Source organism: Kosakonia sp. N21 (assembly GCF_050587465.1).
Taxonomy (GTDB): domain Bacteria; phylum Pseudomonadota; class Gammaproteobacteria; order Enterobacterales; family Enterobacteriaceae.
On sequence record NZ_JBOBHR010000001.1, the window covers coordinates 652286 to 677700 of the forward strand.

Annotated in this window: 29 protein-coding genes and 1 riboswitch; of the genes, 26 read left to right on the plus strand and 3 right to left on the minus strand. The window is 57.7% G+C overall.

Annotated elements, in window-relative coordinates; translation table 11 throughout:
• Nucleotides 1-57 precede the first annotated feature (57 nt).
• A riboswitch (cobalamin riboswitch) is annotated at nucleotides 58-237 on the plus strand.
• Between the two features lie 101 nt (nucleotides 238-338).
• Genes ACQ3G7_RS02945 through cobT form a run of 20 tightly spaced genes read left to right on the plus strand, consistent with a single transcriptional unit; the run spans nucleotide 339 to nucleotide 16815 of the window.
• Complete coding sequence (locus ACQ3G7_RS02945) at nucleotides 339-1718, plus strand: cobyrinic acid a,c-diamide synthase CobB (RefSeq protein ID WP_430888764.1); 1380 nt, start codon at nucleotides 339-341, stop codon at nucleotides 1716-1718.
• Nucleotides 1715-2671 (plus strand): adenosylcobinamide-phosphate synthase CbiB, encoded by a 957-nt coding sequence (gene cbiB, locus ACQ3G7_RS02950; protein ID WP_430888765.1) that lies wholly within the window; start codon nucleotides 1715-1717, stop codon nucleotides 2669-2671. Before ACQ3G7_RS02945 ends, cbiB begins: the two co-directional genes overlap by 4 nt.
• Nucleotides 2672-2682: 11 nt before the next feature.
• Nucleotides 2683-3315: a cobalt-precorrin-8 methylmutase gene (locus ACQ3G7_RS02955; RefSeq protein WP_430888898.1), complete on the plus strand. Its 633-nt coding sequence runs from the start codon at nucleotides 2683-2685 to the stop codon at nucleotides 3313-3315.
• Nucleotides 3312-4451, plus strand: coding sequence for a cobalt-precorrin-5B (C(1))-methyltransferase CbiD (gene cbiD, locus ACQ3G7_RS02960; RefSeq protein WP_430888766.1), 1140 nt, complete (start codon nucleotides 3312-3314; stop codon nucleotides 4449-4451). The genes ACQ3G7_RS02955 and cbiD overlap by 4 nt, the downstream gene beginning before the upstream one ends.
• Complete coding sequence (gene cbiE / locus ACQ3G7_RS02965; RefSeq protein WP_430888767.1) at nucleotides 4445-5050, plus strand: precorrin-6y C5,15-methyltransferase (decarboxylating) subunit CbiE; 606 nt, start codon at nucleotides 4445-4447, stop codon at nucleotides 5048-5050. The genes cbiD and cbiE overlap by 7 nt, the downstream gene beginning before the upstream one ends.
• Nucleotides 5040-5609 (plus strand): decarboxylating cobalt-precorrin-6B (C(15))-methyltransferase, encoded by a 570-nt coding sequence (locus ACQ3G7_RS02970; RefSeq protein ID WP_430888768.1) that lies wholly within the window; start codon nucleotides 5040-5042, stop codon nucleotides 5607-5609. The genes cbiE and ACQ3G7_RS02970 overlap by 11 nt, the downstream gene beginning before the upstream one ends.
• Nucleotides 5602-6375, plus strand: coding sequence for a cobalt-precorrin-4 methyltransferase (locus ACQ3G7_RS02975; RefSeq protein WP_430888769.1), 774 nt, complete (start codon nucleotides 5602-5604; stop codon nucleotides 6373-6375). Before ACQ3G7_RS02970 ends, ACQ3G7_RS02975 begins: the two co-directional genes overlap by 8 nt.
• Nucleotides 6356-7411 carry a cobalt-precorrin 5A hydrolase gene (cbiG, locus tag ACQ3G7_RS02980; protein WP_430888770.1) on the plus strand — a complete coding sequence of 352 codons (1056 nt, stop codon included), beginning with the start codon at nucleotides 6356-6358 and terminating at the stop codon, nucleotides 7409-7411. The genes ACQ3G7_RS02975 and cbiG overlap by 20 nt, the downstream gene beginning before the upstream one ends.
• Nucleotides 7411-8136 (plus strand): precorrin-3B C(17)-methyltransferase, encoded by a 726-nt coding sequence (locus ACQ3G7_RS02985; RefSeq protein WP_263100267.1) that lies wholly within the window; start codon nucleotides 7411-7413, stop codon nucleotides 8134-8136. The genes cbiG and ACQ3G7_RS02985 overlap by 1 nt, the downstream gene beginning before the upstream one ends.
• Nucleotides 8133-8918: a cobalt-precorrin-6A reductase gene (locus ACQ3G7_RS02990; RefSeq protein ID WP_430888771.1), complete on the plus strand. Its 786-nt coding sequence runs from the start codon at nucleotides 8133-8135 to the stop codon at nucleotides 8916-8918. The genes ACQ3G7_RS02985 and ACQ3G7_RS02990 overlap by 4 nt, the downstream gene beginning before the upstream one ends.
• 10 nt (nucleotides 8919-8928) lie before the next feature.
• On the plus strand, nucleotides 8929-9723 hold the full coding sequence (cbiK, locus tag ACQ3G7_RS02995) for a sirohydrochlorin cobaltochelatase (protein ID WP_430888772.1): 795 nt from the start codon (nucleotides 8929-8931) through the stop codon (nucleotides 9721-9723).
• Nucleotides 9720-10430, plus strand: a complete 711-nt coding sequence (locus ACQ3G7_RS03000) for a cobalt-factor II C(20)-methyltransferase (RefSeq protein WP_430888773.1) — start codon at nucleotides 9720-9722, stop codon at nucleotides 10428-10430. The genes cbiK and ACQ3G7_RS03000 overlap by 4 nt, the downstream gene beginning before the upstream one ends.
• Nucleotides 10427-11161 (plus strand): cobalt ECF transporter S component CbiM, encoded by a 735-nt coding sequence (gene cbiM, locus ACQ3G7_RS03005; RefSeq protein WP_430888774.1) that lies wholly within the window; start codon nucleotides 10427-10429, stop codon nucleotides 11159-11161. The genes ACQ3G7_RS03000 and cbiM overlap by 4 nt, the downstream gene beginning before the upstream one ends.
• A gap of 1 nt (nucleotide 11162) precedes the next feature.
• Nucleotides 11163-11444 carry an energy-coupling factor ABC transporter substrate-binding protein gene (locus ACQ3G7_RS03010; RefSeq protein ID WP_263100272.1) on the plus strand — a complete coding sequence of 94 codons (282 nt, stop codon included), beginning with the start codon at nucleotides 11163-11165 and terminating at the stop codon, nucleotides 11442-11444.
• The gene (locus ACQ3G7_RS03015) at nucleotides 11428-12108 is read left to right on the plus strand and encodes an energy-coupling factor ABC transporter transmembrane protein (protein WP_430888899.1); all 681 of its coding nucleotides are present in this window, start codon (nucleotides 11428-11430) and stop codon (nucleotides 12106-12108) included. Before ACQ3G7_RS03010 ends, ACQ3G7_RS03015 begins: the two co-directional genes overlap by 17 nt.
• Nucleotides 12109-12117: 9 nt before the next feature.
• The gene (locus ACQ3G7_RS03020; RefSeq protein ID WP_430888775.1) at nucleotides 12118-12933 is read left to right on the plus strand and encodes an energy-coupling factor ABC transporter ATP-binding protein; all 816 of its coding nucleotides are present in this window, start codon (nucleotides 12118-12120) and stop codon (nucleotides 12931-12933) included.
• Nucleotides 12930-14453 carry a cobyric acid synthase gene (locus tag ACQ3G7_RS03025; RefSeq protein WP_430888776.1) on the plus strand — a complete coding sequence of 508 codons (1524 nt, stop codon included), beginning with the start codon at nucleotides 12930-12932 and terminating at the stop codon, nucleotides 14451-14453. Before ACQ3G7_RS03020 ends, ACQ3G7_RS03025 begins: the two co-directional genes overlap by 4 nt.
• The gene (cobU, locus tag ACQ3G7_RS03030) at nucleotides 14447-14992 is read left to right on the plus strand and encodes a bifunctional adenosylcobinamide kinase/adenosylcobinamide-phosphate guanylyltransferase (protein WP_430888777.1); all 546 of its coding nucleotides are present in this window, start codon (nucleotides 14447-14449) and stop codon (nucleotides 14990-14992) included. The genes ACQ3G7_RS03025 and cobU overlap by 7 nt, the downstream gene beginning before the upstream one ends.
• Nucleotides 14989-15729, plus strand: a complete 741-nt coding sequence (cobS, locus tag ACQ3G7_RS03035; RefSeq protein ID WP_430888778.1) for an adenosylcobinamide-GDP ribazoletransferase — start codon at nucleotides 14989-14991, stop codon at nucleotides 15727-15729. The genes cobU and cobS overlap by 4 nt, the downstream gene beginning before the upstream one ends.
• Nucleotides 15730-15756: 27 nt before the next feature.
• Nucleotides 15757-16815 carry a nicotinate-nucleotide--dimethylbenzimidazole phosphoribosyltransferase gene (cobT, locus tag ACQ3G7_RS03040; RefSeq protein ID WP_430888779.1) on the plus strand — a complete coding sequence of 353 codons (1059 nt, stop codon included), beginning with the start codon at nucleotides 15757-15759 and terminating at the stop codon, nucleotides 16813-16815.
• Nucleotides 16816-16818: 3 nt separating this feature from the next.
• On the opposite strand, the gene ACQ3G7_RS03045 is transcribed toward cobT, so the two are convergent.
• Nucleotides 16819-17130: an ArsR/SmtB family transcription factor gene (locus ACQ3G7_RS03045; protein WP_263100278.1), complete on the minus strand. Its 312-nt coding sequence runs from the start codon at nucleotides 17128-17130 to the stop codon at nucleotides 16819-16821.
• A gap of 238 nt (nucleotides 17131-17368) precedes the next feature.
• On the opposite strand from ACQ3G7_RS03045, the gene fusA reads away from it, so the two are divergent.
• From fusA to ldtA, 4 genes are all read left to right on the plus strand, one after another.
• The gene (gene fusA, locus ACQ3G7_RS03050) at nucleotides 17369-19471 is read left to right on the plus strand and encodes an elongation factor G (protein WP_430888780.1); all 2103 of its coding nucleotides are present in this window, start codon (nucleotides 17369-17371) and stop codon (nucleotides 19469-19471) included.
• A 219-nt stretch (nucleotides 19472-19690) separates the two neighbouring features.
• A complete protein-coding gene (locus ACQ3G7_RS03055) occupies nucleotides 19691-20044 on the plus strand; it encodes a type II toxin-antitoxin system RelE/ParE family toxin (protein ID WP_430888781.1) in 354 nt (117 codons plus the stop codon).
• 4 nt (nucleotides 20045-20048) lie between these two features.
• Entirely contained in the window at nucleotides 20049-20351 is a 303-nt protein-coding gene (gene proR / locus ACQ3G7_RS03060) for a transcriptional regulator ProR (RefSeq protein WP_430888782.1), read from the plus strand.
• Between the two features lie 84 nt (nucleotides 20352-20435).
• Nucleotides 20436-21389 carry a L,D-transpeptidase gene (ldtA, locus tag ACQ3G7_RS03065; RefSeq protein WP_430888783.1) on the plus strand — a complete coding sequence of 318 codons (954 nt, stop codon included), beginning with the start codon at nucleotides 20436-20438 and terminating at the stop codon, nucleotides 21387-21389.
• Between the two features lie 58 nt (nucleotides 21390-21447).
• Here the strand turns inward: ldtA and ACQ3G7_RS03070 are convergent, their stop codons facing one another.
• Together ACQ3G7_RS03070 and ACQ3G7_RS03075 are read right to left on the minus strand one after the other, a co-directional pair.
• Complete coding sequence (locus tag ACQ3G7_RS03070; protein WP_430888784.1) at nucleotides 21448-21759, minus strand: hypothetical protein; 312 nt, start codon at nucleotides 21757-21759, stop codon at nucleotides 21448-21450.
• A gap of 39 nt (nucleotides 21760-21798) precedes the next feature.
• Entirely contained in the window at nucleotides 21799-22254 is a 456-nt protein-coding gene (locus ACQ3G7_RS03075; RefSeq protein ID WP_430888785.1) for a hypothetical protein, read from the minus strand.
• Nucleotides 22255-22704: 450 nt separating this feature from the next.
• On the opposite strand from ACQ3G7_RS03075, the gene ACQ3G7_RS03080 reads away from it, so the two are divergent.
• The gene (locus ACQ3G7_RS03080; protein ID WP_430888786.1) at nucleotides 22705-24135 is read left to right on the plus strand and encodes an efflux transporter outer membrane subunit; all 1431 of its coding nucleotides are present in this window, start codon (nucleotides 22705-22707) and stop codon (nucleotides 24133-24135) included.
• A gap of 398 nt (nucleotides 24136-24533) precedes the next feature.
• Nucleotides 24534-25031 carry a DUF1003 domain-containing protein gene (locus ACQ3G7_RS03085; RefSeq protein ID WP_430888787.1) on the plus strand — a complete coding sequence of 166 codons (498 nt, stop codon included), beginning with the start codon at nucleotides 24534-24536 and terminating at the stop codon, nucleotides 25029-25031.
• Nucleotides 25032-25415 lie beyond the last annotated feature (384 nt).

The window sequence follows — 25415 nt, forward strand, 5'->3', positions numbered from 1 at the left end:
TTTCCCTGCTGCGATATAGTGCATTCAGGGACTACATTACGGTGATAATTACACACCGTGATGAATAATCCATCCGGTTACGCCGCACGCTGTTGCGGCAGGGAAGGGGGTGAAAATCCCCCGCAGCCCCCGCTGCTGTGATGCTGACAACCCCGTAATCACCACTGATCGCAGGATCGGGAAGGACGGGCGAGGATGACGCTAAGCCAGAAGACCGACCTGATGGGCAGTTATCAACAACTTCGGTGGGAAGTGGGTTGCTCAGAAGCGTACAGTCGACAGACTGGGCAGACGCGCGTCCTGACTTCACCTTTTCCACCCGCTACGGGGCTTCAGGAATGTCAGACAGGCGCAGCGCCTTTATCCTTGCCGGCACGGGCAGTGGCTGTGGGAAAACCACCGTCACGCTCGGGTTGCTCACCGTTTTGCAGCGCCTCGGCCTGCACGTGCAGCCTTTTAAAGTCGGTCCGGACTATATCGACACCGCCTGGCACAGCGCCGTTACCGGCGTTCCTTCCCGCAATCTCGACAGTTTTATGCTGCCGGAACCCACGCTTAATGCCCTGTTTACACAGCATCTGCTCGCCGCTGACGTTGCCGTTATCGAAGGCGTGATGGGGCTGTACGACGGTTACGGCACCGATCCCCACTATTGCAGCAGCGCCGGGCTGGCAAAACAGCTTGGCGTGCCGGTGATCCTGCTGGTGGACGGCAAAGCGGTCTCCACGTCGATTGCCGCCACGGTGATGGGCTTTTGCCATTTCGACCCGCAGTTGCCGATTGCCGGGGTGATTGTTAACCGCGTCAACAGCGACAGTCACTATCAACTGCTGAAACAGGCCATCGAACAGTACTGTGCGGTGCCGGTGCTGGGGTATGTGCCGACCGTGCCGGGCGTGGCGCTGCCCGAACGCCACCTTGGGCTGGTCACTGCCCGCGAATCCATCGTGGATGCGCAGCCGTGGCGTGACTTTGCCGACCGACTGGCGCAGACCGTGGATATCCACCGCTTGCTCGCCCTGAGCGCCATTACCCGTCTGCCGGAAGGCGATATCCCTTCCTGTGAGCAAGAACAGGAAGGGGCCGGGCTGACGCTCGCGCTGGCGGACGACGAAGCCTTCAACTTTTACTACCCGGATAACCTGCTGCTGCTGGAACGTGCTGGCGTCCATATTGTGCGTTTCAGTCCATTGCATGACCGCACATTGCCAGCGTGCCAGATGGTGTGGCTGGGTGGGGGATACCCGGAACTGCATGCGCGTGCACTGTCGGCCAATCAGCCGATGCGTGACGCCATCCGCGCCGCCCACCAGCGCGGTGTGGTGATCTATGCCGAATGCGGTGGTCTGATGTACCTCGGCACCACGCTGTGTGATGCCGATGGCCACCGCTGGCCGATGGCGGATGTTATCCCCGGTCACAGTGTGATGGGCAAACGGCTGACCCGCTTTGGTTACTGTGAAGCCCGCGCCACGCAACAGACGCTGCTCGCGGCACCGGGCGAGACCCTGCGGGGGCACGAATTCCATTACTCCGACTTTACCCCGCAGCATGCTGCCGTGCTGGATTGCTACAAAACCCGCGATGGCGAGGTGTTGAAACGCTGGCAGGGCGGCTGGCAGGTGGGGAATACCTTCGCCAGCTATCTGCATCTGCATTTCGGGCAACGCCCGCAGATGCTCAACCACTGGTTTCGTGCCGCAAGGAGCGCCTTATGACGTTACTGGCATGGTGTGCGGCGTTTCTGCTCGATCATCTGCTTGGCGACCCGCCGCACTGGCCGCACCCGGTGCGCTGGATTGGCGCATTGATTACGCACATCCAGCGCGTGGTGCGCCAGTGTTGTCACAGTGATGTGACGCTGCGCATTGGCGGCGGTGTGATGTGGTTGCTGGTGGTGGGCATTACCTGGACGGTGAGCTGGGGCGTGCTGACGTTGGCAACGACGGTCCATCCGTGGTTGGGCTGGTGTGTGCAGGTGTGGATCATCTACACCACTCTGGCGACGCGCTGCCTGGCGGATATGGCGCGGGACGTGGAAAACGCGCTGCGCCGTGGCTCGCTCAGCGACAGCCGCGAAAAATTGTCGTGGATTGTCGGGCGCGACACGGCGCAACTGCAACCACCGCAGATCACCCGTGCGGTGGTGGAAACCGTGGCGGAAAACACCGTCGACGGTGTGATTGCGCCGCTGTTCTTTTTACTGATCGGCGGCGCGCCGCTGGCCATGGCCTATAAAGCGGTCAACACGCTGGACTCGATGGTTGGCTACAAGCATGAAAAATACCGCGCCATTGGCATGGTCAGCGCCCGGCTGGACGATGTGGCGAACTTCATTCCGGCGCGGCTGAGCTGGTTACTGCTGAGCGCCGCGACCCTGTTGTGCGGCTACAACGCCCGCAACGCATTGCGTATCGGTTTTCGCGATCGACGTCATCACAGCAGTCCCAACTGCGCCTGGCCGGAAGGCACCGTTGCCGGGGCGCTGGGCGTCCGTCTTGGCGGCCCGAATGACTACTTCGGCGAACGCGTCGAAAAACCCTGGATTGGCGATGAACGCCGCACCATTGAGGTGGATGACATCCCACGAACCATTGGCCTGATGTGGGTAGCTTCCACGCTGGCGCTGGCGTTGTTTGCACTGACGCATTACCTACTGGCGGGAGCCTGAGGATGGAAAAAATGGATTACTTGCAGCAACCGCAGGCTATTGAGGCCAAAAGTTTTGTCATTATCGGCGAGATCGTTCATGAGACCCGTCCCGATTACCGTTTTGCCAGCCCGCTGCATGAAGCGGTGATCAAACGGGTCATTCACACCACCGCCGATTTCGACTGGCTGGATATCCTGCACTTCTCCCCGGATGCGCTGGAAAGCTTGTGTAGGGCGATTACACGCGGTTGCTCCCTCTATACCGACACCACCATGGCGCTCTCCGGCATTAATAAAACGCTGCTGGCGCAGTTTGGCGGCGAGGTGCGTTGTTATATCTCCGACCCACGCGTGGTGCGCAGAGCCAAAGCGGACGGCATCACCCGCTCTATGGCGGCGGTGGATCTGGCGCTGGGTGAAGAGGGTGAAAAAATCTTTGTCTTTGGCAATGCCCCCACCGCACTGTTCCGCTTGCTCGAACATAAGGCGCAGGTCAGCGGCGTGGTGGGCGTGCCGGTCGGTTTTGTGGGCGCGGAAGAGTCGAAAGAAGCGCTGGTGGAAAGCGGTTTACCGGCGATTGCCGCCCGTGGTCGCAAAGGGGGCAGCAACGTCGCCGCCGCCATTATCAATGCCTTGCTCTACAGCCTGCGGGAGGCGCAATGAGCGAGCCCGCCTTCGACGACCCGGTGTGGCACAACGGCAAAGCGCTACGCAAAGGCTACACCACCGGCTCCTGCGCTACAGCGGCGGCAAAAGTCGCCGCGCTGATGGTGCTGCGCCAGCACATCATTCACCAGGTGTCGATTGTCACGCCCTCCGGCGTCACGCTGCGTCTCAACGTGGAATCTCCGCATATTGAAGGCCAGCAGGCGATGGCGGCTATCCGCAAAGACGGGGGCGACGATGTGGACGCGACGCATGGCATGCTGATTTTTGCCCGCGTGACGGTAAACGACAGCGGTGATATTACGCTGCGCGGTGGCGAAGGGGTGGGGCGGGTAACCCGTAAAGGCATTGGCCTCGCGGTGGGCGAAGCGGCGATCAATCGCACGCCACGCCAGACCATTGAAGCCGCGGTGCGAGAGGTGATTGGCCCGACGCGTGGCGCGGAGGTGGAAATCTTCGCCCCGGAAGGGGAAGAGCGGGCGAAGAAAACCTACAACGGGCGGCTTGGCATCCTTGGCGGTATTTCAATTATTGGCACCACCGGCATCGTGACGCCGATGTCGGAAGAGAGCTGGAAACGTTCGCTGTCGCTGGAGCTGGAGCAAAAACGCGCGGGTGGGATGGAGCGGGTGATCCTCGTTCCAGGCAACCACGGCGAGCGTTTCGTTCGCGAACAACTGGGCGTCTCCGGCGAGCTCGTGGTGACGATGAGTAACTTCGTGGGTTACATGATCGAAGAAGCGGTGCGCATGGGCTTCCGGCAGATTGTGCTGGTGGGGCACCCTGGCAAGCTGGTGAAAATCGCCGCCGGTATCTTTCATACCCACAGCCACATTGCCGATGCGCGTATGGAAACCCTGGTCGCGCACCTTGCGCTACTCGGTGCGCCGCACGCGTTGTTGCTGGCGGTCAGCGACTGCGATACCACCGAAGCAGCGATGGAGCACATCGACGCCGCCGGGTTTAACCATCTCTATGACCATCTGGCGCGGCGGATTTGCCAGCGCATTGAGCAGATGCTGCGCTTCACGCAAACCCCGCCGCAGTGCGACGCCATTATGTTCTCTTTCGATAACAAAGTGCTGGGCGCTAACCGCTCGCCAGAGGCGATTGCCCGGGAGCTGCAATGCTGACGATAGCGGGTATGGGACCGGGTCATCTTGCCCTGATGACGCCGCAGGCGTTAGAGGCCGTCGCGCAGGCGGATGTGCTGGTCGGCGGTAAGCGCCATCTGGCGCAATTCCCGGCATTTCGCGGTGAAGTGCGTGCGCTGGATAGCGACATCTCCGCGCTGCTTGCTTGGCTGGAGCAACAGACGGCGCGACGGGTGGTGGTGCTGGCCTCCGGCGATCCGCTGTTTTACGGCATCGGCACCCGGCTGGTCGCGCACTTTGGCATTGAACAGTTGCAGATTATCCCCGGCATCAGCGCCGTGCAGTATCTGTGCTCGCGCACCGGGATCGACATGAACGACATCTGGCTGACCAGCAGCCACGGGCGTGAGGTGGATTTTGACCGGCTTGCCCGCGAGCCCAAAGTGGCGATGGTTACCGATGCGCGCTGTGGTCCAAAAGCCATTGCCGATGCGCTGATAGCCCGCGGCGCCGCCGATCGCTGGCTGGTGATTGGTGAGAATCTTGGCATGGACAACGAGCGTATCCAGCGGTTGCGACCCGCGGATGTTCAGGCGCAATACGAGATGAATGTGGTGGTGATCCTCAATGAAAGATGAGCTGTTTATTCGTGGCGAAAAGGTACCGATGACCAAAGAAGCGGTGCGTGCGCTGGCGCTGTCAAAGCTGGCGCTGCATCAGGCGCGCCACCTGATCGATATTGGCGCCGGAACCGGCAGCGTCAGCATTGAAGCGGCGCTCGCCCACCCACAACTGCGGGTGACTGCCATTGAGCGTAACCCGGCAGCGCTCGGGCTGCTGGAAGAGAACTGCCTGCATTTTGACTGCCGCAACATTGCCATTGTTGCCGGGGTCGCACCGCTGTTTGTGGAACAACCGGCGGACGCGGTGTTTATGGGCGGCAGCGGCGGCAACCTGACGCAACTGATTGACTGGTCACTGGCGCAACTGCACCCCGGTGGCCGACTGGTGATGACCTTTATCCTGCAGGAAAACCTCAATGCTGCGCTGGCGCACCTTGCCGCCCGCCATGTCGCCGCGCTGGATTGTCAGCAAATCCAGGTCTCCCTGCTCACCGGGCTTGGCAGTGGTCACTACTTCAAACCGAATAATCCCGTTTTTTTGATTTCCTGCGAAAAGGAGAAACACCATGGCTGACACCGTGGAGGCGCACACCGTCTGGTTTGTTGGCGCGGGGCCAGGCGATAAGGAGCTGATCACGCTCAAAGGCTACCGGCTATTGCAACAGGCGCAGGTAGTGATTTACGCCGGATCGTTGATCAACACCGAACTGCTGGAGTATTGCCCGGCGGATGCCGAGTGCCACGACAGCGCTGAACTGCACCTTGAGCAGATTATCGATCTGATGGAAGCCGGGGTAAACGCCGGGAAAGTGGTGGTGCGGCTGCAAACCGGTGATGTCTCGCTGTATGGCTCGGTGCGCGAGCAGGGTGAAGTGCTAACCCGTCGCGGCATCCGTTGGCAGGTGATCCCCGGTGTCAGTGCGTTCCTGGGGGCGGCGGCGGAACTGGGGGTGGAGTACACCGTGCCGGAGGTATCGCAGAGCCTGATCATCACCCGCCTGGAAGGGCGTACGCCGGTGCCGCCGCGCGAGCAACTGGAGTCGTTCGCCAGTCATCAGACCTCCATGGCGATTTACCTCTCCGTACAACGTATTCACCGCGTGGCGGAGCGTTTGATTGAAGGCGGCTATCCGCACACCACGCCTGTCGCCGTTATTTACAAAGCGACATGGCCGGAGAGCCAGACCGTGCGCGGCACGCTGGCTGATATCGGCGACAAGGTGCGCGAGGCCGGGATCCGCAAAACTGCGCTGATCCTCGTGGGCGCGTTTCTGGGGGAGGAGTACCACTACTCCCGACTCTATGCGGCGGACTTTAGCCATGAATACCGTAAAGCCTGAATCCATTGCGCTGTTTTGCCTGACACCCGGCGGCATGGCGCTGGCTGAACGCCTGAAACCGGCGCTGCCGATGACCTGCTTTACCAGCGAAAAGCTGCAAAGGGACGGGTTTGCGCCCTTTGAAGGTGGTTTTGCACAGACCCTGCGTGAGGCGTTCAGCCACTATTCGGCGGTGATTTTTATTGGCGCGACGGGCATCGCCGTGCGCGTTATCGCACCGTTGGTCAATGACAAGTTTATTGATCCGGCGGTGATCGTGATCGATGAGCGCGGGCAGCATGTGATCAGCCTGCTCTCCGGGCACTACGGCGGTGCCAATGCGCTGGCGCGCTACCTGGCCGGGGTGCTGGACGCCGATCCGGTGATCACCACCGCGACCGATGTTAACGAACTGGCAGCGCTGGATACGCTGGCAAGCCAGCTTGACGCGCGGATGGACGGGTTCCGCCCGGCGGTAAAGACCATCAACCACATGCTGGTGAGCGGTAAACGCATCGGCCTGTGGTGCGACGCGGCAATGCGCGAAGAAGTCGCGGGCTGCGACACGCGCGGGTTTATTGCGGTGACGGATCTGGAGGTGCTGCCGGCGCTGGATGCACTGGTCTGCGTGACGACCCAGGCTGAGTTGCCTGCGCTTTCACTGCCGGTCTTCAAGCTGGTGCCCAGGCGTGTGGTGGCGGGCATTGGCTGTCGGCGGGATACGCCGTTTGCGCTGTTGTCGATGCTGTTGCAGCGGCAACTGCATGCACACGCTTTTGACCCGCTGGCGCTGCGGGCCGTGGGGAGCATTACGCTCAAACAAGACGAGCGAGGGCTGGTGCAGCTTGCGCAAAGCCTGCGCGTGCCGTTTGAAGTGTTCAGCGCTGACGTGCTGCGCCAGCACGAACACCATTTTCCCGCCTCCGAATTTGTGCGGCAAACCGCCGGCGTCGGGAGCGTTTCCGGCCCGGCGGCCTGGCTGATGAGCCAGGGGCAACTGGTGGGCGAGACCCTGCGCGAGCAGGGCGTGACTATTACTTTGGGAGTTTCACACTGATGTTAACGGTAATCGGGATTGGCCCAGGCTCACAAGCCATGATGACCATGGAAGCCATCGACGCGCTGCAAGCGGCGGACATTGTCGTTGGTTATAAAACCTACACCCATCTGGTGAAAGCCTTTACCGGCGATAAACAGGTGATCAAAACCGGCATGTGCAAAGAGATCGAACGCTGCCAGGCGGCGATTGAACTGGCGCAGGCCGGGCATAACGTGGCGCTGATCAGCAGCGGCGATGCCGGGATTTACGGCATGGCCGGGCTGGTGTTGGAACTGGTCGGCAAGCAGCAACTGGATGTGGAGGTCCGTCTGGTGCCCGGCATGACCGCCAGTATCGCCGCCGCTGCATTGCTTGGCGCACCGTTAATGCATGACTTCTGCCACATCAGCCTCAGCGATTTGATGACGCCGTGGCCGGTGATTGAAAAACGCATTGTTGCTGCCGGTGAAGCGGACTTTGTTATCTGCTTCTACAACCCGCGCAGCCGGGGTCGTGAAGGCCACCTGGCAAGAGCGTTTGAACTGCTGGCGGCCAGTAAACACGCGGATACCCCGGTTGGCGTGGTGAAATCCGCCGGGCGGAAAAAAGAGGAGAAGTGGCTGACCACGCTGGGCGCGATGGACTTTGAACCTGTCGATATGACCAGCCTGGTGATTGTCGGGAACCGCGCCACCTATGTGCAAAACGGACTGATGATCACCCCGCGAGGCTACAGCCTGTGACGGCGGGCGACGTGCTGGTGATTGGCGGAACCAGCGATGCGCGGCAGATTTGCCAGCAACTGGACGCGGCGGGCGTGGGTTACACGCTGTCCGTGGCGACACCGACCGGGCAACAACTGGCGGGAAATATTCGCGGTCAGGTGCGTTGCGGCCGTCTGGAGTTGGGCGAGATGGTGGCCTGGTTGCAGCAAAATCGTACCCGCTGGGTGATTGATGCCTCTCATCCTTACGCCGATGTGGTAAGTCGCAATATCGCCCATGCCTGTGAGCAGGCGCAGGTGTTGTTAAGCCGCTACCAGCGTCCGGAACAGGTGCCGGATTTAACGCATCCGTTGCTGTTTTATGTCGCCTCGCTGGAAGCAGCCTGTGAGCAAGCCCGTGAACTGGGCGAGCGCATTTTGCTCACCACCGGCAGTAAAGATCTGGCGCGCTGGCGCGCAGGGCTACCGGGTAAAACGCTGTTGGCGCGGGTGTTGCCGGTGCCGGACGTGGTGGCGCAGTGCGCGGCGCTGGGTTTTGGCGTTGGCGACATTTTTGCGCTCTGCGGCCCGTTCAGCGCGGAATTTAACGCAGCCTTTTACCGCCAGTACCGGGTCGAGGTGATGATCACCAAAGCCTCCGGTGCGGAAGGGGGCTACCTGGAAAAAATAGAGCCTGCACTTGCGGCCGGCATTCCGTGCATTGTTATTACCCGTCCGCAGACAGTGGTGGTGGGCGAAGAGAGACTGGACAGTCAGGACGCATTTTCACGGCGGTTGCGACGCTGGCTGGCGACACAGTGAGGAGAACAGAATGAAAAAAGCACTTTTAGTGGTGAGCTTCGGCACCAGTTATCACGACACCTGTGAGAAAAATATTGTTGCCTGCGAGCGCGAGCTGGCGGCCAGTTGCCCGGACCGCACGCTGTTTCGCGCCTTCACCTCCGGCATGATCATCCGCAAACTGAAACAGCGCGACAACCTGCATATCGATACCCCATTGCAGGCGCTGCAAAAACTCGCCGACGCGGGCTACCAGGATGTGGCGATCCAGTCATTGCACATCATTAACGGCGATGAGTACGAAAAAATCGTCCGCGAAGTGCAGACCCTGCGTCCGCTGTTTCAACGGCTGGTGATTGGCGCGCCGCTGCTCAGCAGTCATGACGATTATCTGCATCTGATGCAGGCGCTTTCCCGTCAGATGCCGCAGGTCGGCCCGCATGAACGGGTGGTGTTTATGGGCCACGGCGCCAGTCATCATGCGTTTTCTGCTTATGCCTGTCTCGACCATATGATGGCCGCTCATCGTTTTCCTGCGCGGGTTGGCGCGGTGGAGAGTTACCCGGAAATCGATTTGCTGATCGATGGGTTGCGCCATGAAGGGGTCAACGCCGTCCACCTGATGCCGCTGATGCTGGTGGCGGGCGATCACGCGATTAACGATATGGCGTCTGACGATGACGATTCCTGGAAAACGCAGTTTGAACGGGTCGGTATTGCTGCCACACCGTGGCTACAAGGCCTGGGGGAAAACGCTGATGTGCGGGCGATGTTTGTCCGCCATCTGCAACAGGCGCTGACGCAGACGCTGGAGGCCGCAGCATGAGTGGCAAACTTTACGCTCTGAGCACCGGCCCTGGCGCGGCGGACCTGATCACCGTGCGCGGCGCGCGTATCCTCGGCAGACTGGATGTGCTCTATGCCCCGGCCGGGCGCAAAGGGGGAGACAGCCTGGCGCTCTCCATCGTGCGGGAATACCTTGGCGAACAGACCGACGTGCGCTGTTGCCATTTCCCGATGAGCGCCGACAGCGCGGAAAAAGAAGCCGTGTGGGATGAAGTTGCCGCCGCGCTGGACGCGGAAGTACAGGCCGGTAAGCAGGTTGGTTTTATCACCCTTGGCGATGCGATGTTATTCAGCACCTGGGTGTTTTTGTTGCAACGTCTGCAACACCCGGAACACGTAGAGATCGTCCCGGGCGTGACGTCGTTTGCCGCCATCGCCGCACGCACGCAGACACCGCTGGCCATGGAGCAGCAGTCGCTGGCCGTGATCTCCTGCACCGCGCCGGAGAGTGACATCCGCCTGGCGTTGCAGCAGCACGACAGCCTGGTGCTGATGAAAGTGTATGGCCGTTTTGCCCGTATCAAAGCGTTGTTACATGAAGCGGGCCTGCTCGATTGCGCCCTGATGATGGCGGAAGCCACATTACCGGGAGAGCAGTGCTGGCGGCAACTGGGTGATGTCAGCGACGATCAGCCGCTGCCCTATTTTTCGACCATCCTGGTCAATAAACAGTGGGAGAGGGTATGAAAGTGCAACAACTGAAACAGCTGTCTTTCAGCGGACTCGCCGCCGCCATGTTGCTGATGGTGGTGCCGCAGGAGGCGTTCGCCATGCACATCATGGAAGGTTTCCTGCCGCCGATGTGGGCGCTGGCCTGGTGGCTGCTATTCCTGCCGTGCCTGTGGTACGGACTGGTGCGTTTGCGCCGCATCGTGGCGGACGACACCAACCAGAAAGTGCTGCTGGCGCTGTGCGGCGCGTTTATTTTTGTCTTGTCGGCGCTGAAGATTCCCTCGGTGACCGGCAGTTGTTCCCATCCGACCGGCGTGGGGCTGGCGGTGATTCTGTTTGGTCCGGGCGTGGTGGCGGTTCTCGGCGCGATTGTGCTGCTGTTCCAGGCGCTATTGCTGGCGCACGGCGGATTGACCACGCTTGGCGCGAATGGCATGTCGATGGCGGTGATTGGCCCGGTGGTCGGCTACCTGGTGTGGAAACTGGCCTGCCGTGCGGGGTTCCGCCGTGATGTCGCGGTGTTTCTCTGCGCCATGCTCGCCGACCTGGTGACCTATTTCGTGACGTCGGTGCAACTGGGCGTCGCCTTTCCGGACCCGCAGCACGGGGCGACCGGGTCGGTGGTGAAATTTATGGGCATCTTCTGCCTGACGCAAATCCCGATTGCCATCGCTGAAGGGTTGCTGACCGTGATGATCTACGACCAGCTTACCCGGCGCCAGCTTATTACCGCACAGGAGCATTAAGATGAAAAAGACCCTGATTCTGCTGGCGATGGTGATTGCCCTGGTGATCATGCCTTTCTTTATCAACCATGGCGGCGAATATGGCGGTTCCGATGGGGAAGCGGAAAGCCAGATCCAGGCCGTTGCGCCGCATTACCAGCCGTGGTTCCAGCCGCTGTATGAACCGGCAAGCGGCGAGATCGAAAGCCTGCTGTTTACACTGCAAGGCTCGATAGGTGCGGCGGTGATTTTCTACATTCTCGGTTATATGAAAGGCAGACAGCGTGATAGCGAACGGTCTTGATCGGCTCAGCTACCAGAGCCGTTGGGCTACGGTCGCGCCGGAGCGCAAGTTCTTCTGCTGGCTGCTGATGATGGCGCTGGCCTTTTCCCTGCCGCCCATCGGGCAGGGGATCTTGCTGGTTTTTGTCGCGGCGTTCACCTGTTGGCTGCTGCGCATGTCGCTGTGGCGCTGGCTGCGCTGGATGGCAATCCCGCTGGGATTTTTACTGGTGGGCGTCGTGACGATCCTGTTCAGCGTTACCCGTGAACCTGCGCATTTGCTGTTCGGCGTGCCACTGGGTCACGTCTGGCTCGGCGTGCTGCCGGAAGGATTGACGGCGGCAAACGCCACGCTGTGGCGTAGCCTGGCGGCGCTGTCGGCGACCTTCTGGCTGGTGCTGAACTTGCCGTTTCCGCAGTTGATTTTGTTGCTGAAGCGTGCGCGTGCGCCGCGCCTGTTAACGGAACAGATCCTGCTCATCTGGCGCTTTATCTTTATCCTGCTGGAGGAAGCGGCGGCGATTCATCGGGCGCAGACGCTGCGTTTTGGTTACCGCACCGTGCCGCAGGGCTACCGCTCGCTGGCGATGCTGGTCAGCCTGTTATTTACCCGCGTGCTGCTGCGCTACAAAGCGCTGGCGACCACGCTGGATATCAAACTTTATCAGGGTGATTTTCACCTGTGAGGATGTGGCATGCTGGTCACCGATAACCTGTGGTTCCGTTACCAGGATGAACCGATACTGAAAGGGCTTAGCCTCGACTTTTCCCGCCAGCCGGTGACCGGGCTGGTGGGGGCGAACGGCTGCGGCAAATCCACGCTGTTTATGAACCTGAGCGGCATTTTACGCCCGCAAAAGGGGACGGTGCAGTGGCAGGGGAAACCGCTGGATTACAGTAAACGCGCACTGCTGGCGCTGCGCCAGCAGGTCACTACCGTGTTTCAGGATCCCGATCAGCAAATTTTCTATACCGATATTGATAGCGATATCGCCTTCAGTTTGCGCAATATCGGCGTGCCGGAAGCGGAGATTGCCCGCCGTGTGGAGGAGGCGTTGACGCTGGTGGATGCGCAGTCGTTTCGTCATCAGCCGATTCAGTGCCTGAGCCATGGGCAGAAAAAACGCGTGGCCATCGCAGGTGCGTTGGTGTTGCAGGCAAAATACCTGCTGCTGGATGAACCCACTGCCGGGCTCGATCCTGCCGGGCGTGCGCAGATGCTGACCCTTATCCGGCGCATTGTTGCGCAGGGAAATCATGTAGTGATTTCCAGCCATGACATTGATTTAATCTATGAAATCTGCGACGCCGTGTACGTGCTGCGGCGCGGCGAGTTGTTAACGCACGGTGCGCCAGGCGAGGTGTTTGCCCGCCGGGCACTGATTGAAGAAGCCGGGCTGACGCAGCCCTGGCTGGTTAAATTGCACAGCGAGTTGGGGTTCCCGCTGTGCAAAAGCGAAGATGAATTTTATGCCCGTATGCGGGCGATGCCGGTGAAGGAGGCGTCATGACGCAGGCCATTATGCTGCAAGGAACCGCTTCGGATGTGGGCAAAAGCGTGCTGGTCGCCGGGCTGTGCCGTATTTTTCACCAGGATGGGCTCAAGACCGCGCCGTTTAAGTCGCAAAATATGGCGCTCAACTCGGGTATTACGCCGGACGGTCAGGAGATGGGGCGCGCGCAGATATTTCAGGCCGAGGCCGCAGGTATCCTCCCCGATGTGCGGATGAACCCGGTGCTGCTTAAACCCACCAGCGACCGCAAGGCGCAGGTGGTGCTGATGGGCAAAGTCGCGACCGATATGGACGCGGTGAGCTACCACGACTATAAACCGCGTCTGCGCCAGCAGATTATCGACGTGTATCAAAGCCTGGCGCAGGAGTATGACGCGCTGGTGCTGGAAGGGGCGGGTAGTCCGGCGGAGATCAACCTACGCGACCGGGATATCGTCAATATGGGGATGGCGGAGATGGCCGGTTGCCCGGTTATCCTGGTGGCAGATATCGACCGGGGTGGCGTGTTTGCCGCGATTTACGGCACGCTGGCGCTGTTGCAGGCGCATGAGCGCTGGCGGGTTAAAGGGGTGATTATCAATAAATTTCGCGGCGATGTGGCGCTGCTCACCCCCGGCATTAAACAGATTGAAGAACTGACCGGTGTGCCGGTGATCGGCGTGATGCCGTGGCTGGACGTTGACCTGGAAGATGAGGACGGCGTGGCGTTGCAGCGCGGTAAATACCTGCGCACCGGTGAGCGGGCGGTAGATATTGCGGTGGTGCAGTTGCCGCACATTTCTAACTTTACCGATTTTAACGCGCTGGCGGCCCAGCCGGATGTGCGCGTGCATTATGTGCGCACCCCGGAAGCGCTGCGCAGCGCCGATGCGGTGATCCTGCCGGGCAGTAAAAATACCCTTGGCGATTTGACCTGGCTGCGTGAGAGCGGGCTGGCGAAAGCGGTGCTGGATGCCCATCGTGCGGGTGTCCCGGTGATCGGCGTTTGCGGCGGTTACCAGATGCTTGGCGAGACGATCATTGACGAGGTGGAGTCCGGGCTGGGGACATTGCCGGGACTGGGGCTGCTGGAGACCGTCACCCGTTTTGCCCGTGACAAAACCACAACGCTTGTGGAGGCGAGTTTGCAGGAGACGTTACCCGGCTGGCTGGCGGGCTGCGCCGGGCTTGGCTTGCGCGGTTACGAAATCCATATGGGAGAAACCACACTGCACAGCGGGTGCCGCCCGGCATTGTGGCTGCATAAAGCCGGGCAGCGCGTGGCGGATGGCGCGGTCAGCGACGATGGGCGGGTGTTCGGCACGTATCTGCACGGTTTGTTTGACAGCGATGCCTTTACCCGCGCGTTCATCAACGGCCTGCGTCAGCGTAAAGGCTTGCCGCCGCTGGATACCGCCGTCAGTTATGCGCATTATAAAGCGCAGCAGTTCGATCTGCTGGCCTGCGCCATGCGTGAGCATGTGGATATCAAACGTATTTATCAGATTATGCAGCAACATCAGGAGCCAGCATGTTAACCCTTGTTACCGGCGGCGCGCGCAGCGGCAAAAGCCGTCATGCCGAGTCGCTGGTCGCCAGCGCCGACGGGGTGTTGTACATCGCCACCTCGCAGATTTTCGATGAGGAGATGGCGGCGCGTATTCAGCATCACCGGGACAGTCGCCCGGCGCACTGGCGCACCGAAGAGCGCTGGCAACAGCTCGCTGAAATTATTACCCCTGACAATGACCCCAATGAAGCGGTGTTACTGGAGTGCATCACGACGCTGGTGACCAATTTACTGTTTGCTTATGGCGAAGGCGACGATGCCGATAGCTGGGATTACACGGCGCTGGAAGCGCAGGTGCAGCAAGAGATCGAGACGCTGATTGCCGCCTGTGCGGCTTGCCCGTCGCCGGTGGTGCTGGTGACCAATGAAGTGGGGATGGGCATTGTGCCGGAAAACCGTCTGGCACGGCACTTTCGCGATATCGCCGGGCGCGTGAATCAGCGGCTGGCGCAGGCGGCGGATCATGTCTGGCTGGTGGTGTCCGGTATTGGAGTCAAAATCAAATGATTAAGCTGTTTTTCGCCACGCTGTCGTTTATCAGTCGTTTGCCTGTGCCGGGCCGCTGCGTACAGGGGCTGGATGTAGCGGATTATGTGCGTGGCATTGTGACTTTTCCGCTGGTCGGGCTGTTGTTGGGCGCGCTCAGCGGCATCGTGCTGGTGGTGCTGCAACCCTGGTGCGGTGCACCGCTGGCGGCACTGTTTAGTGTGCTGGCGCTGGCGCTGTTAACCGGCGGTTTTCACCTCGATGGTCTGGCGGATACCTGCGATGGCGTGTTTTCCGCCCGTCGACGTGAGCGGATGCTGGAGATCATGCGCGACAGCCGCCTTGGTACCCACGGTGGTCTGGCGCTGGTGTTTGTTCTGGTGGCGAAGATCCTGGCTCTCAGCGAGTTGCAACTGCGCGACACCAGCATGATTGCCGCGCTGGCCGCCGCCTGTGCAGTGGGGCGCGGTTTTGCGGTATTGCTGATGTTCGGCCATCGCTACGCCCGCGAAGAGGGGCTGGGGAATCTGTTTATTGGCAAGGTTTCCGGCCGGGATACGCTGGTCACGCTGGTGATAACAGGGCTGGCGGTCGTCGGCCTGTTGGGGACGAAAGGGGTTATCGCGCTGGCGGTGACCCTGGTGGCTATCTTTGTGCTCGGCCAGATGCTGAAACGCACGCTGGGTGGGCAGACCGGTGACACGCTGGGCGCGGCTATTGAGCTTGGCGAACTGGTATTTCTTCTGGCGCTGTTATAAACAGCCCGCAACATAATGAGAAACACTATGCAGACATTGACGGCATTACTGGCAGCTATCCCCACGCCCGATGACGTGGCGATGGAACGGGCGCAGCAGCATCTTGATGGCTTACTGAAACCCGTTGGCAGCCTGGGGCGGCTGGAAGCGCTGGCGGTTCAACTGGCGGGCATGCCAGGACTGAACGGCACGCCGCAGATCGGGGAAAAAGCGATTGTGGTGATGTGCGCGGATCATGGCGTATGGCACGAAGGCGTGGCGGTCTCCCCGCGCGTGGTCACGGCTATCCAGGCGGCGAATATGACCCGGGCAACCACCGGCGTGTGTGTGCTGGCGGCGCAGGCCGGGGCAAAAGTGCATGTGCTGGATGTCGGTATCGACGCCGATCCCATCCCCGGTGTGGTGAATATGAAGGTGGCGCGCGGCAGCGGCAATATCGCCTCTGGCCCGGCGATGAGCGCGCAGCAGGCGGAAGAACTGCTGCTGGAAACCGTCCGTTATACCCGTGAACTGGCGCAGCAGGGGGTAAAACTGTTCGGCGTGGGCGAACTGGGGATGGCGAACACCACGCCCGCGGCGGCAATTGTTAGCGTGCTGACCGGCGAAGCGCCGGAAGCGGTGGTGGGCATCGGCGCAAATCTGCCGGAATCACAGCTCGGTCATAAAGCGGCGGTCGTGCGTAAAGCGATTGCCGTTAACCAACCGGATCCTGCCGATGGTCTTGCGGTGTTGGCTAAAGTTGGCGGTTACGATCTTTTGGGTATGAGTGGGGTGATCCTTGGCGCGGCGTCCTGCGGGCTGCCGGTGGTGCTGGACGGTTTTCTCTCTTATGCTTCGGCGCTGGCAGCCTGCCGCATTGCGCCGCAGATCAAGCCTTATCTTATCCCGTCGCATCTTTCTGCTGAGAAAGGAGCGCGCATTGCGCTTGAGCACTTAGGACTGGAACCGTATCTCAATATGGGAATGCGTTTAGGTGAGGGCAGCGGCGCGGCGCTGGCGATGCAACTGGTGGACGCCGCCTGCGCCATTTACAACAACATGGGCACGCTGGCAGGCAGCAATATTGTGCTGCCGGAGACGAAATAACGCTTACCCTTCGCGTTGCATCACCTGCAACAGCGTATCCAGCAAGCCGGGAAAACAGATATCCAGGTCTTCCCGGCGCAGCGAAATCATATTTTCCCGACCTTGCGGACGTTGCCAGACCACGCCGCTATCGCGCAGTACACGCCAGTGATGGGTCATGGTGGACTTCGCCACGTCCTGCGGGCGCAGCGCATTGCAACTGAGTTCGCTACCGTCGGCAAGCCGCCTGATAATGGCCAGCCGCAGAGGGTTGCCAAGGGCAAAGAGCACATTTTCGAGGCGAAATTGCTCACGTTCGGGGTGGTTAGCGATCATAATCTTCCTGTGTCGGCGGTTGCGCTGCGGGTTTTTGCAGCAGCCCGTATCGGCGGCTGGCCGGTACTATACGCAAACTGTATTGTTTAAGCCACGTCGTCAATTGCAGCTCAACCAATCGTTAGAATAGCAAAAATAGTTCGAATATACTCGTACAGTTGTACTATGATAAGTGCCGTGAATGAATAGCGGCCAATTCCGGCCGCGAACGAACAGTCAAAAAGACTAAGGACGCATCATGCCCCGACCCATCCCTCTCGAACGTTATCGCAACATCGGTATCTCCGCGCATATCGATGCCGGTAAAACAACCACCACTGAGCGCATCCTGTTTTACACCGGGATGAGCCACAAGCTGGGTGAAGTACACGATGGCGCGGCAACAACCGACTGGATGGCGCAGGAGCAAGAGCGCGGGATAACCATTACCTCCGCGGCGGTAAGCTGCTTCTGGCCGGGTATGGATCGCGGCTTTGAGCCGCATCGCATCAATATTATCGACACCCCAGGGCACGTGGATTTCACCATTGAAGTGGAACGCTCCATGCGTGTGCTCGACGGTGCGGTGATGGTGTATGACTCCGTTGGCGGTGTGCAGCCGCAGTCGGAAACTGTCTGGCGTCAGGCCAACAAATACCACGTACCGCGACTGGCATTCGTCAACAAGATGGACCGCCCCGGCGCAGATTTCTTCCGCGTGGTGCAGATGATGATCGATCGCCTGAAAGCCAACCCGGTGCCGATTGTGATCCCGATTGGCGCAGAAGAGCATTTCACCGGTGTGGTGGATTTGATCAAAATGCGCGAAATCATCTGGGATGACGCCACCCAGGGCATGACCTTTAGCTATGGTCCGGTGCCGGAGGCATTACTGGCAACCGCGCAGGAGTGGCGGGAAAAAATGGTCTCCGCGGCAGCGGAAGCCAATGAAGCGTTGATGGATAAATACCTGGAAACCGGTTCGCTGGACGAAGCAGACATTATTGCCGGGCTGCGTGCACGCACCGTTGCCGGGGAGATCCAGCCGATGCTGTGCGGCAGCGCCTTTAAAAACAAAGGGGTGCAGCGCATGCTCGATGCGGTGGTGGAACTGATGCCGTCGCCGCTGGATATTCCGGCCATTCAGGGCGTGGATGAAAAAGGCCAGCCTGCTGAGCGTCATCCCAGCGATGAAGAGCCATTCTCGGCGCTGGCGTTCAAACTGATGACCGACCCGTATGTTGGCCAGTTGACCTTTATTCGCGTCTATTCCGGCGTGCTGAAAAAAGGCGACGCGGTTTACAACCCGGTCAAAGGCAAAAAAGAGCGCATCGGGCGTATCGTGCAGATGCACGCGAACGATCGCCACGAAGTGGATGAACTGCGCGCGGGAGACATTGCCGCCTGCGTAGGGCTCAAAGATGTCACCACTGGCGACACGTTGAGCGATCCGGATGCGGTGATCACCCTGGAGCGCATGGAGTTTCCGGAGCCGGTGATTTCGCTGGCGATTGAGCCGAAAACCAAAGCGGATCAGGAAAAAATGGGGATCGCGCTGCAACGACTGGCGTCTGAAGATCCTTCATTCCGCCTGCACACGGATGAGGAGTCCGGGCAGACGATCATTTCCGGGATGGGCGAGCTGCATCTGGAAATCATTGTCGATCGCATGAAACGCGAGTTCGGCGTGGAAGCGAACATCGGTCGTCCGCAGGTCACTTACCGTGAAACCCTGCGTAAAACGGTGAAAGACATTGAAGGTAAGTTTGTGCGCCAGTCCGGCGGTAAAGGGCAGTACGGCCATGTCGTGTTGACCCTCGAACCGCTGGAGCCGGGTAGCGGCTTTGTGTTTGAAGACGCCACCAAAGGCGGCGTGGTGCCGCGCGAGTATATTCCTTCAGTGGAAAAAGGCTTGCGCGAAGCCATGGGCACCGGCGTGCTGGCGGGATATCCGGTGGTGGATGTGAAAGCGACCCTGACGTTTGGTTCGTATCACGATGTTGACTCCTCGGAAATGGCTTTCCGTATGGCGGCGATCTTTGGTTTCAAAGAGGGCGCGCGCAAAGCGGACCCGGCGATCCTCGAACCGGTGATGCATGTTGAGGTGGAAACGCCGGAAGAGTACGCCGGTAACATTATGGGCGACCTCTCTTCCCGCCGCGGTATGGTGCAGGGGATGGAAGAGCGCTTCGGTAGCCAGATTATCCGCGCCGATGTGCCGCTGGCCGAAATGTTTGGCTACTCCACCACGCTGCGGTCCATGTCGCAAGGGCGTGCAACCTACAGCATGGAGTTCCACCACTACGCGGAAGCGCCGCGCAACGTGGCGGACGACATCATCGCCAGCCGCGCCAAAGCCTGACGCTAAGTTGTAAAACGTAAACCCCGTTCCGGCGGGGTTTTTTGTTGTCTTTCGATCCCTCCCCGCAAATATTTGCAACGTTGCTTTATCTGCGCAAAAAGGCTGCGGTCACCTTTCCGCGACGATTTATCTCTGCATGCATCGGTCTCCAACGCTGTACATAATGCGAATATAGATTTGAGTCTATATAGTTTGTGAGCTATATTTGCGAGGTGCTTTGTGTGGCAGATAACCATGACAAAAACGTTTGATAACTGGTTTAGCACGTTGGGGGAGCGTGATCGGGCCAGCGTGCTGGCGGCACTGATGGTGCTGCGGGAGAAAGGTCCCGGATTGCCCAGACCCTGGGCCGATACGGTCAAAGGTTCACGTTACAGCAATATGAAAGAGCTGCGTATACAGAGCCGGGGCGACCCGCTGCGGGTATTCTTCGCTTTCGACCCGCAGCGGGTTGGTATTCTGCTCTGTGCCGGGAGTAAAGCCGGTCATGAAAAACGTTTTTACGATGTCATGATCCCCACTGCAGATCGGGAGTTCCGTCACCATCTGCACACTATCAACAACAGGGAGTAAGGCGATGAGCAAAACGCTGGAACAGCTGATTACAGAACAAAAGCCCGAGGTTGTAGCCGCAGCACAGGTGCTTGCGCAGGAGATGCTGCTCAATATTCACCTCGCCGAATTGCGTGAACGGGTACAGAAAACGCAAATTGAAATGGCGCAAGCGCTGGGACTTAAGCAACCTACCGTTGCAGTAATGGAAAAGCAGGGCCGGGATATTAAACTCTCCACGCTGAAACGCTACATCGAGGCGACAGGAAGCAAACTGCGTATTGATATTGAGCTACCGGACGGCTCCCATTACGGTTTTGCACTTTGATTGCGTTAACGCACTGTAAAAAGGGAGAAAAAGCATAAAGCGGGCTATGATATAAAAAATATCTGCTGGCCCTGAGGGAAGGAAATGATGCCCCGATTCACATTGCTGTGCAGCCTGATTGCGCTGTTCTCTGCGCCGACCGCGCTGGCGGTGAGCTACCCATTGCCGCCGGAAGGCAGCCGGCTGGTGGGCAGCCCGCAAATTATCACCGTCCCCCATGACAACACACTGCCGCTCGAAGCTTTCGCGGCGAAATACGGTCAGGGGTTGAGTAATATGCTTGAAGCCAACCCCGATGCCGATCCCTTTCTGCCGAAAGCGGGATCGCAACTGACCATTCCGCAGCAGATTATTTTGCCCGCCACGGTGCGCGAAGGCATTGTGGTGAACGTCGCGGAAATGCGCCTCTACTATTATCCGAAAGAGACGAACACGGTGGAGATTTTACCGATTGGCATCGGCCAGGCCGGGCGCGAAACGCCGCGCAACTGGGTCACTGCGGTGGAGCGCAAACAGGACGGGCCGACCTGGAGCCCGACGCCCAATACCCGACGTGAATACGCCAAACAGGGTAAAACCCTGCCAGCGTTTGTTCCGGCCGGGCCGGATAACCCGATGGGGCTGTACGCCATTTATATTGGCAAGCTGTACGCCATTCACGGCACTAACTCTAATTTTGGTATCGGGTTGCGTGTCAGCCAGGGCTGCATTCGGTTACGCAATGCCGACATCAAATACCTGTTCGACAATGTACCCGTTGGCACCCGCGTGCAGATTATCGATCAACCGGTGAAAGCGACCACCGAGCCGGACGGCAGCCGCTGGATTGAGGTTCACGAGCCATTGTCACGCAATCGCACTGAATTTGAATCGACAAACAAAGTGCCGCTCTCCATTACACCAGCGCTGCGTGCAGTGATGCAGGGGAGCGATGTGAATGTGAACCGCGCAACGGACGAACTGGAACGGCGATCGGGAATGCCGGTGAATATTAACTCACCGCTGAATGACAGTGTGGCAGCAAAAGAGCGCTTGTAACATAAATGAAAGCCTGCCGCAGTGACCCGGCAGGCTATAAGTGTGGTGTGGCTGTGTATTATAAAAATAACTTTGGTGCATTCTTTAATATAACATCAATGGCATCATTAATTGCCTTGATGACAATAGTCTCGGCAATAATCATTTCCGCCAGTATAACGTTTTTTACGGCTTCGGCTTGATTATCAAGAAGCTGTTTTCTGGCCTTGTCATCCATTTCATCTTTATTCGCATCGATATCCTGCGCAATAGCTACCAGTTCACTGATTTGCTCTTTGGCATTATCACTTAATGTATTCCAGCCAGAAGCTAACGCTTTTTTGAAAATATCAAGAACGGCATTTCTGGTCGTCACCCAATCTGAGCTCATTGCTATCCTCCTGCACGGTTATATAGTGAAATGAGTGGCTCAGGACTTAAACTGCTGCTGCGTTGCCAGTAATGATTTCATTTGCACATTAAATAGCTTGCGTTGGTTTTCTATCTGTGGCCTGAAGAGATAACCTCTTTGCTTATGGTCGTTCTGGAAGGTGGTTAACTGCTTACTCAGTGACTGGCTGAATGTAATGAGTTGCTGCCTGATTTGTGGATTCTTGTTTAACGAAAGTCTTATTTCCAGACTCCGTAAATCAGCCTGAACTTTATTATAGAAATCAATATTGTTGGCGTATTGTATTTCTTTTATTTCAGACAGTGGCTTCTGCTCCCGATCGATGACTTCGGTCCAGGAGCTTAACTTAAGATCGATCTCATTTTGGATTGACGAGATCTGTTGTTCACTAACAGCATCATAATTGGGGGCGACGCACCCTACCAGCAAGAAGAATAAAAACAGAAGAGGGGCATTAATTTTTATCAGCGACATGAACATAACTCCAGGAAGAGAGATGTTATTTAACTTAAGCAGGGGTTCAGCAGAGGATCAAGCATCGACTGAAAACATGCTGTTTTTTACTGATAAGTTTACATTAGGTAGTTGGTCATCACATTACCCTGTATTTTTCTTGCTTTTTGTAAGGTTCTATTGATTACTTATAGTGTTTAACAGTGGTGCAAGTAGAGCTGGTTTAAATAACAGTGAATATATAAAACAGGATATAGGATTAACGGTGGAAATACTCTGAAAAACAAACTCCACAAAATGTGCAGAATGAGGTTTCTTTGTGTTTTATTCTTCCGGGCTAGTTGTTTTTAATATTATTTTTATCTTTTAAGCACTAAAAGATAATCCCTGTGGGTGTAAGCAAACGGTAGGATATTAATAACGATTATCGATAAAATACATGACGTTTGCAGAGCGCAGGGCAATGGCATAATGAAAATCCATCACCACGGAAAAACAGTAACCCTTTCTATTCTTGCTACGCTGATATTAAGCAGTTGTGCAACATCCGAAGGCTTAACTACAAGCAATAAAATACTGAACGCGGATACGCTTCAGGCCAAAGAGACGTTGTCGACGGCGCAACTGAGCCCGGCCCGATGGCCCCAGCGCAACTGGTGGGAGAGTTTTAACGATCCGCAATTAAATACGCTGATTCGCGATGGACTGGCTGCCAGCCCGAGCCTGCAGGAAGCCAACGCCAGAGCCAATAAAGCCAATGCCGCCGTGGTGAGCGCCAGAGCGGCGCAACTGCCGGATATCAATATGGATGCCAGCGTTACCCGTTCCCGCGTGGCAAAAGTCGATGACCCGCTGCTCGAAGGTAAAAATTACAGTACGCTGCGGACAACTTCGTTGGGCACCAGCTATGCGCTCGATTTATGGGGTGGGAAAAAAGCCGCCTGGGAAGCGGCATTAGGCAATGCGAAAGCCAGCGAACTGGATAAACAAGCCGCAGGGCTGAGTTTATCGGCAAATATCGCCCGAGCCTGGAATAACCTGAATACCGCGTGGAAATTAGAAAAAATAGCTGCCGCCAACGCCGATCGCCTGAAAAAAATCAGCGATATTCAGCGCCAGTTTTATCAGGGCGGTATTTCGCCGGAGTATCAATATAAACAGGCGCTGGCAAACGACAACGATGCTCAAACGGCGTTATTACAGGCGCAGGAAAATGTCACCACGGCGGGTATAAAACTGTCGACGCTGGTGGGTAAAGGCCCGGATTATTGGCGCCATCTGAAACCTGGCGAAAATACGCTTGTCCAGCAGGATACGCTGCCTTCGACGATCCCGGCGGAATTAGTCGGACGCCGGCCGGATGTGGTTGCCGCCCGCTGGCGCGTTGAGGCGGCGGAAAAGCAAATCAAAGTCGCGAAAACGGCGTTCTATCCGAACATCAACCTGGTGGCCGAAGCCGGTACGCGTAACTTACTGGGTGATGCATTTGTTGGCGCGCCCAGTCAGTTCTTCAATATTGGCCCTACGCTGTCATTGCCGATTTTTGACGGCGGGAAACGGCGGGCGGATCTGGCAAGCAGCAACGCGGACTGGGATCTGGCGGTGGCCCATTACAACAGCCTGCTGATCTCTTCCATTGGCGATATCAGCACGTCTATTGTCAGGATGACGTCCCTTGAGCAGCAAATCACGCAGACGGAAGAGGCTGATAAACTGGCGCATAGCGCATGGGATGATGTGTCGGCGCAGTTTAAAGCGGGCATCCGCCCGTGGCTGGATGTGTTGTCATTACAGGAGCAGTTACTGGCATCCGATCGCAGTGTGGTGCAAATGAAAGCCGACAGACTGGATCAACATATCTTGCTGATCGAGCAACTGGGCGGCGGGCTGATAACCCAATAACACAGTCCTGAGCGGCAAACTGAATGAGGATTTCCCGGCAACGTCCCCCTTGATTAAGGATAGCGTTGCATCGACCCGTTGAACTCACAGCGAGGAGCGGACGTTTAGTTTGCTGATGATGCAGAAAGGCCTCTTAAAAAGAATGGTCCGGTTTACCGGGATGCTTACACAGAATCTACGCCAACATAAGAAAAACATCAGACGAGATGACCTGAAAGGGCAAACGTGATACTGGTGATGAGATAATGTGGGCGGCGTTAATGGGCAGGTATGCTTAATGCAGTCGCTTTAGCTAACGTATAACATACCTGGCGTATATTTTCGTACGCTTGGGCACCAGAACCCACGGCAAACACTTTCGGCGGTCCTGGCAACGTCTCCCACAGGAATTTTTTGATATGCATACAGATAAAAAATTTCGGTTATATCGTCCCCTTAAGGGTATTACACATACGTTTGGCGACGAGTGGTTTGCGTTAAAAGCAGAGGCCTTCGCGCGTTTTTTTGGCACGCCGATATTTCTGATAGGACAGACAATCGCAGTGATCGTGTGGATTGTTCTGAACGTTGCAGGTGCCGTGAAGTTTGATCCCTATCCCTTTATTTTGCTCAACCTGGCGTTCAGTATTCAGGCTGCTTATGCAGCTCCGCTGATCCTGCTGGCGCAAACCCGGCAGGCGGAGCGAGATCAGGCGCATGCGCTGGCAGATGCTCAACATCGCGAAGATCTGGACGACGCAATGACGAAACGCCAGATACTCGCCGAGGAACAGTCGGCGCAACTGCTGGAATTGCTAAGACAAAATACCCAGTTGACCGAGCTGACCCGGGAAATGGCCGAGCGTATCGAAACACTCGCTTTGCAGCTTGCGCAGCGTGATCTTCACAAACAGTAGTTGTGATTACCTCGTGGTGGTGGGTTTCCACCATCAGATCTGCGGGTGGGTGTTGGCTGCTATCGCCGCTATCTGTTCACGTTTTCCAGCATAATGAAAATGACCCGCCAGGTCTCATCTTAAGCAGGCATAACAGGCCGCTTGAGCAAAGAGCGGACGTTCATCCTTCCTGAATATATGCAATCTTTCAGTGGCATGGACACAATTAAATATACCCTCTGTAAGCCGCTTCTAAACCCATATTTGCGTGCGGTGGTATATGATCATCGCACATTCAGTTGAGAGGAAACAGCTATTAAAGGAGAGGGAAAGAGGTCAGTTTTTATTGCAGCGGGCATTTTTAACACTGCGCAATTAGATCATTGGACGGCCAGAAGCCGTCCT

Coding starts and splice junctions, on each gene's coding strand:
- ACQ3G7_RS02945 (WP_430888764.1), top strand. CDS start 339: ATGTCAGACAGGCGCAGCGCCTTTATCCTTGCCGGCACGGGCAGTGGC.
- cbiB (WP_430888765.1), top strand. CDS start 1,715: ATGACGTTACTGGCATGGTGTGCGGCGTTTCTGCTCGATCATCTGCTT.
- ACQ3G7_RS02955 (WP_430888898.1), top strand. CDS start 2,683: ATGGATTACTTGCAGCAACCGCAGGCTATTGAGGCCAAAAGTTTTGTC.
- cbiD (WP_430888766.1), top strand. CDS start 3,312: ATGAGCGAGCCCGCCTTCGACGACCCGGTGTGGCACAACGGCAAAGCG.
- cbiE (WP_430888767.1), top strand. CDS start 4,445: ATGCTGACGATAGCGGGTATGGGACCGGGTCATCTTGCCCTGATGACG.
- ACQ3G7_RS02970 (WP_430888768.1), top strand. CDS start 5,040: ATGAAAGATGAGCTGTTTATTCGTGGCGAAAAGGTACCGATGACCAAA.
- ACQ3G7_RS02975 (WP_430888769.1), top strand. CDS start 5,602: ATGGCTGACACCGTGGAGGCGCACACCGTCTGGTTTGTTGGCGCGGGG.
- cbiG (WP_430888770.1), top strand. CDS start 6,356: ATGAATACCGTAAAGCCTGAATCCATTGCGCTGTTTTGCCTGACACCC.
- ACQ3G7_RS02985 (WP_263100267.1), top strand. CDS start 7,411: ATGTTAACGGTAATCGGGATTGGCCCAGGCTCACAAGCCATGATGACC.
- cbiK (WP_430888772.1), top strand. CDS start 8,929: ATGAAAAAAGCACTTTTAGTGGTGAGCTTCGGCACCAGTTATCACGAC.
- ACQ3G7_RS03000 (WP_430888773.1), top strand. CDS start 9,720: ATGAGTGGCAAACTTTACGCTCTGAGCACCGGCCCTGGCGCGGCGGAC.
- cbiM (WP_430888774.1), top strand. CDS start 10,427: ATGAAAGTGCAACAACTGAAACAGCTGTCTTTCAGCGGACTCGCCGCC.
- ACQ3G7_RS03010 (WP_263100272.1), top strand. CDS start 11,163: ATGAAAAAGACCCTGATTCTGCTGGCGATGGTGATTGCCCTGGTGATC.
- ACQ3G7_RS03020 (WP_430888775.1), top strand. CDS start 12,118: ATGCTGGTCACCGATAACCTGTGGTTCCGTTACCAGGATGAACCGATA.
- ACQ3G7_RS03025 (WP_430888776.1), top strand. CDS start 12,930: ATGACGCAGGCCATTATGCTGCAAGGAACCGCTTCGGATGTGGGCAAA.
- cobU (WP_430888777.1), top strand. CDS start 14,447: ATGTTAACCCTTGTTACCGGCGGCGCGCGCAGCGGCAAAAGCCGTCAT.
- cobS (WP_430888778.1), top strand. CDS start 14,989: ATGATTAAGCTGTTTTTCGCCACGCTGTCGTTTATCAGTCGTTTGCCT.
- cobT (WP_430888779.1), top strand. CDS start 15,757: ATGCAGACATTGACGGCATTACTGGCAGCTATCCCCACGCCCGATGAC.
- ACQ3G7_RS03045 (WP_263100278.1), bottom strand. CDS start 17,130: ATGATCGCTAACCACCCCGAACGTGAGCAATTTCGCCTCGAAAATGTG.
- fusA (WP_430888780.1), top strand. CDS start 17,369: ATGCCCCGACCCATCCCTCTCGAACGTTATCGCAACATCGGTATCTCC.
- proR (WP_430888782.1), top strand. CDS start 20,049: ATGAGCAAAACGCTGGAACAGCTGATTACAGAACAAAAGCCCGAGGTT.
- ldtA (WP_430888783.1), top strand. CDS start 20,436: ATGATGCCCCGATTCACATTGCTGTGCAGCCTGATTGCGCTGTTCTCT.
- ACQ3G7_RS03070 (WP_430888784.1), bottom strand. CDS start 21,759: ATGAGCTCAGATTGGGTGACGACCAGAAATGCCGTTCTTGATATTTTC.
- ACQ3G7_RS03075 (WP_430888785.1), bottom strand. CDS start 22,254: ATGTCGCTGATAAAAATTAATGCCCCTCTTCTGTTTTTATTCTTCTTG.
- ACQ3G7_RS03080 (WP_430888786.1), top strand. CDS start 22,705: ATGAAAATCCATCACCACGGAAAAACAGTAACCCTTTCTATTCTTGCT.
- ACQ3G7_RS03085 (WP_430888787.1), top strand. CDS start 24,534: ATGCATACAGATAAAAAATTTCGGTTATATCGTCCCCTTAAGGGTATT.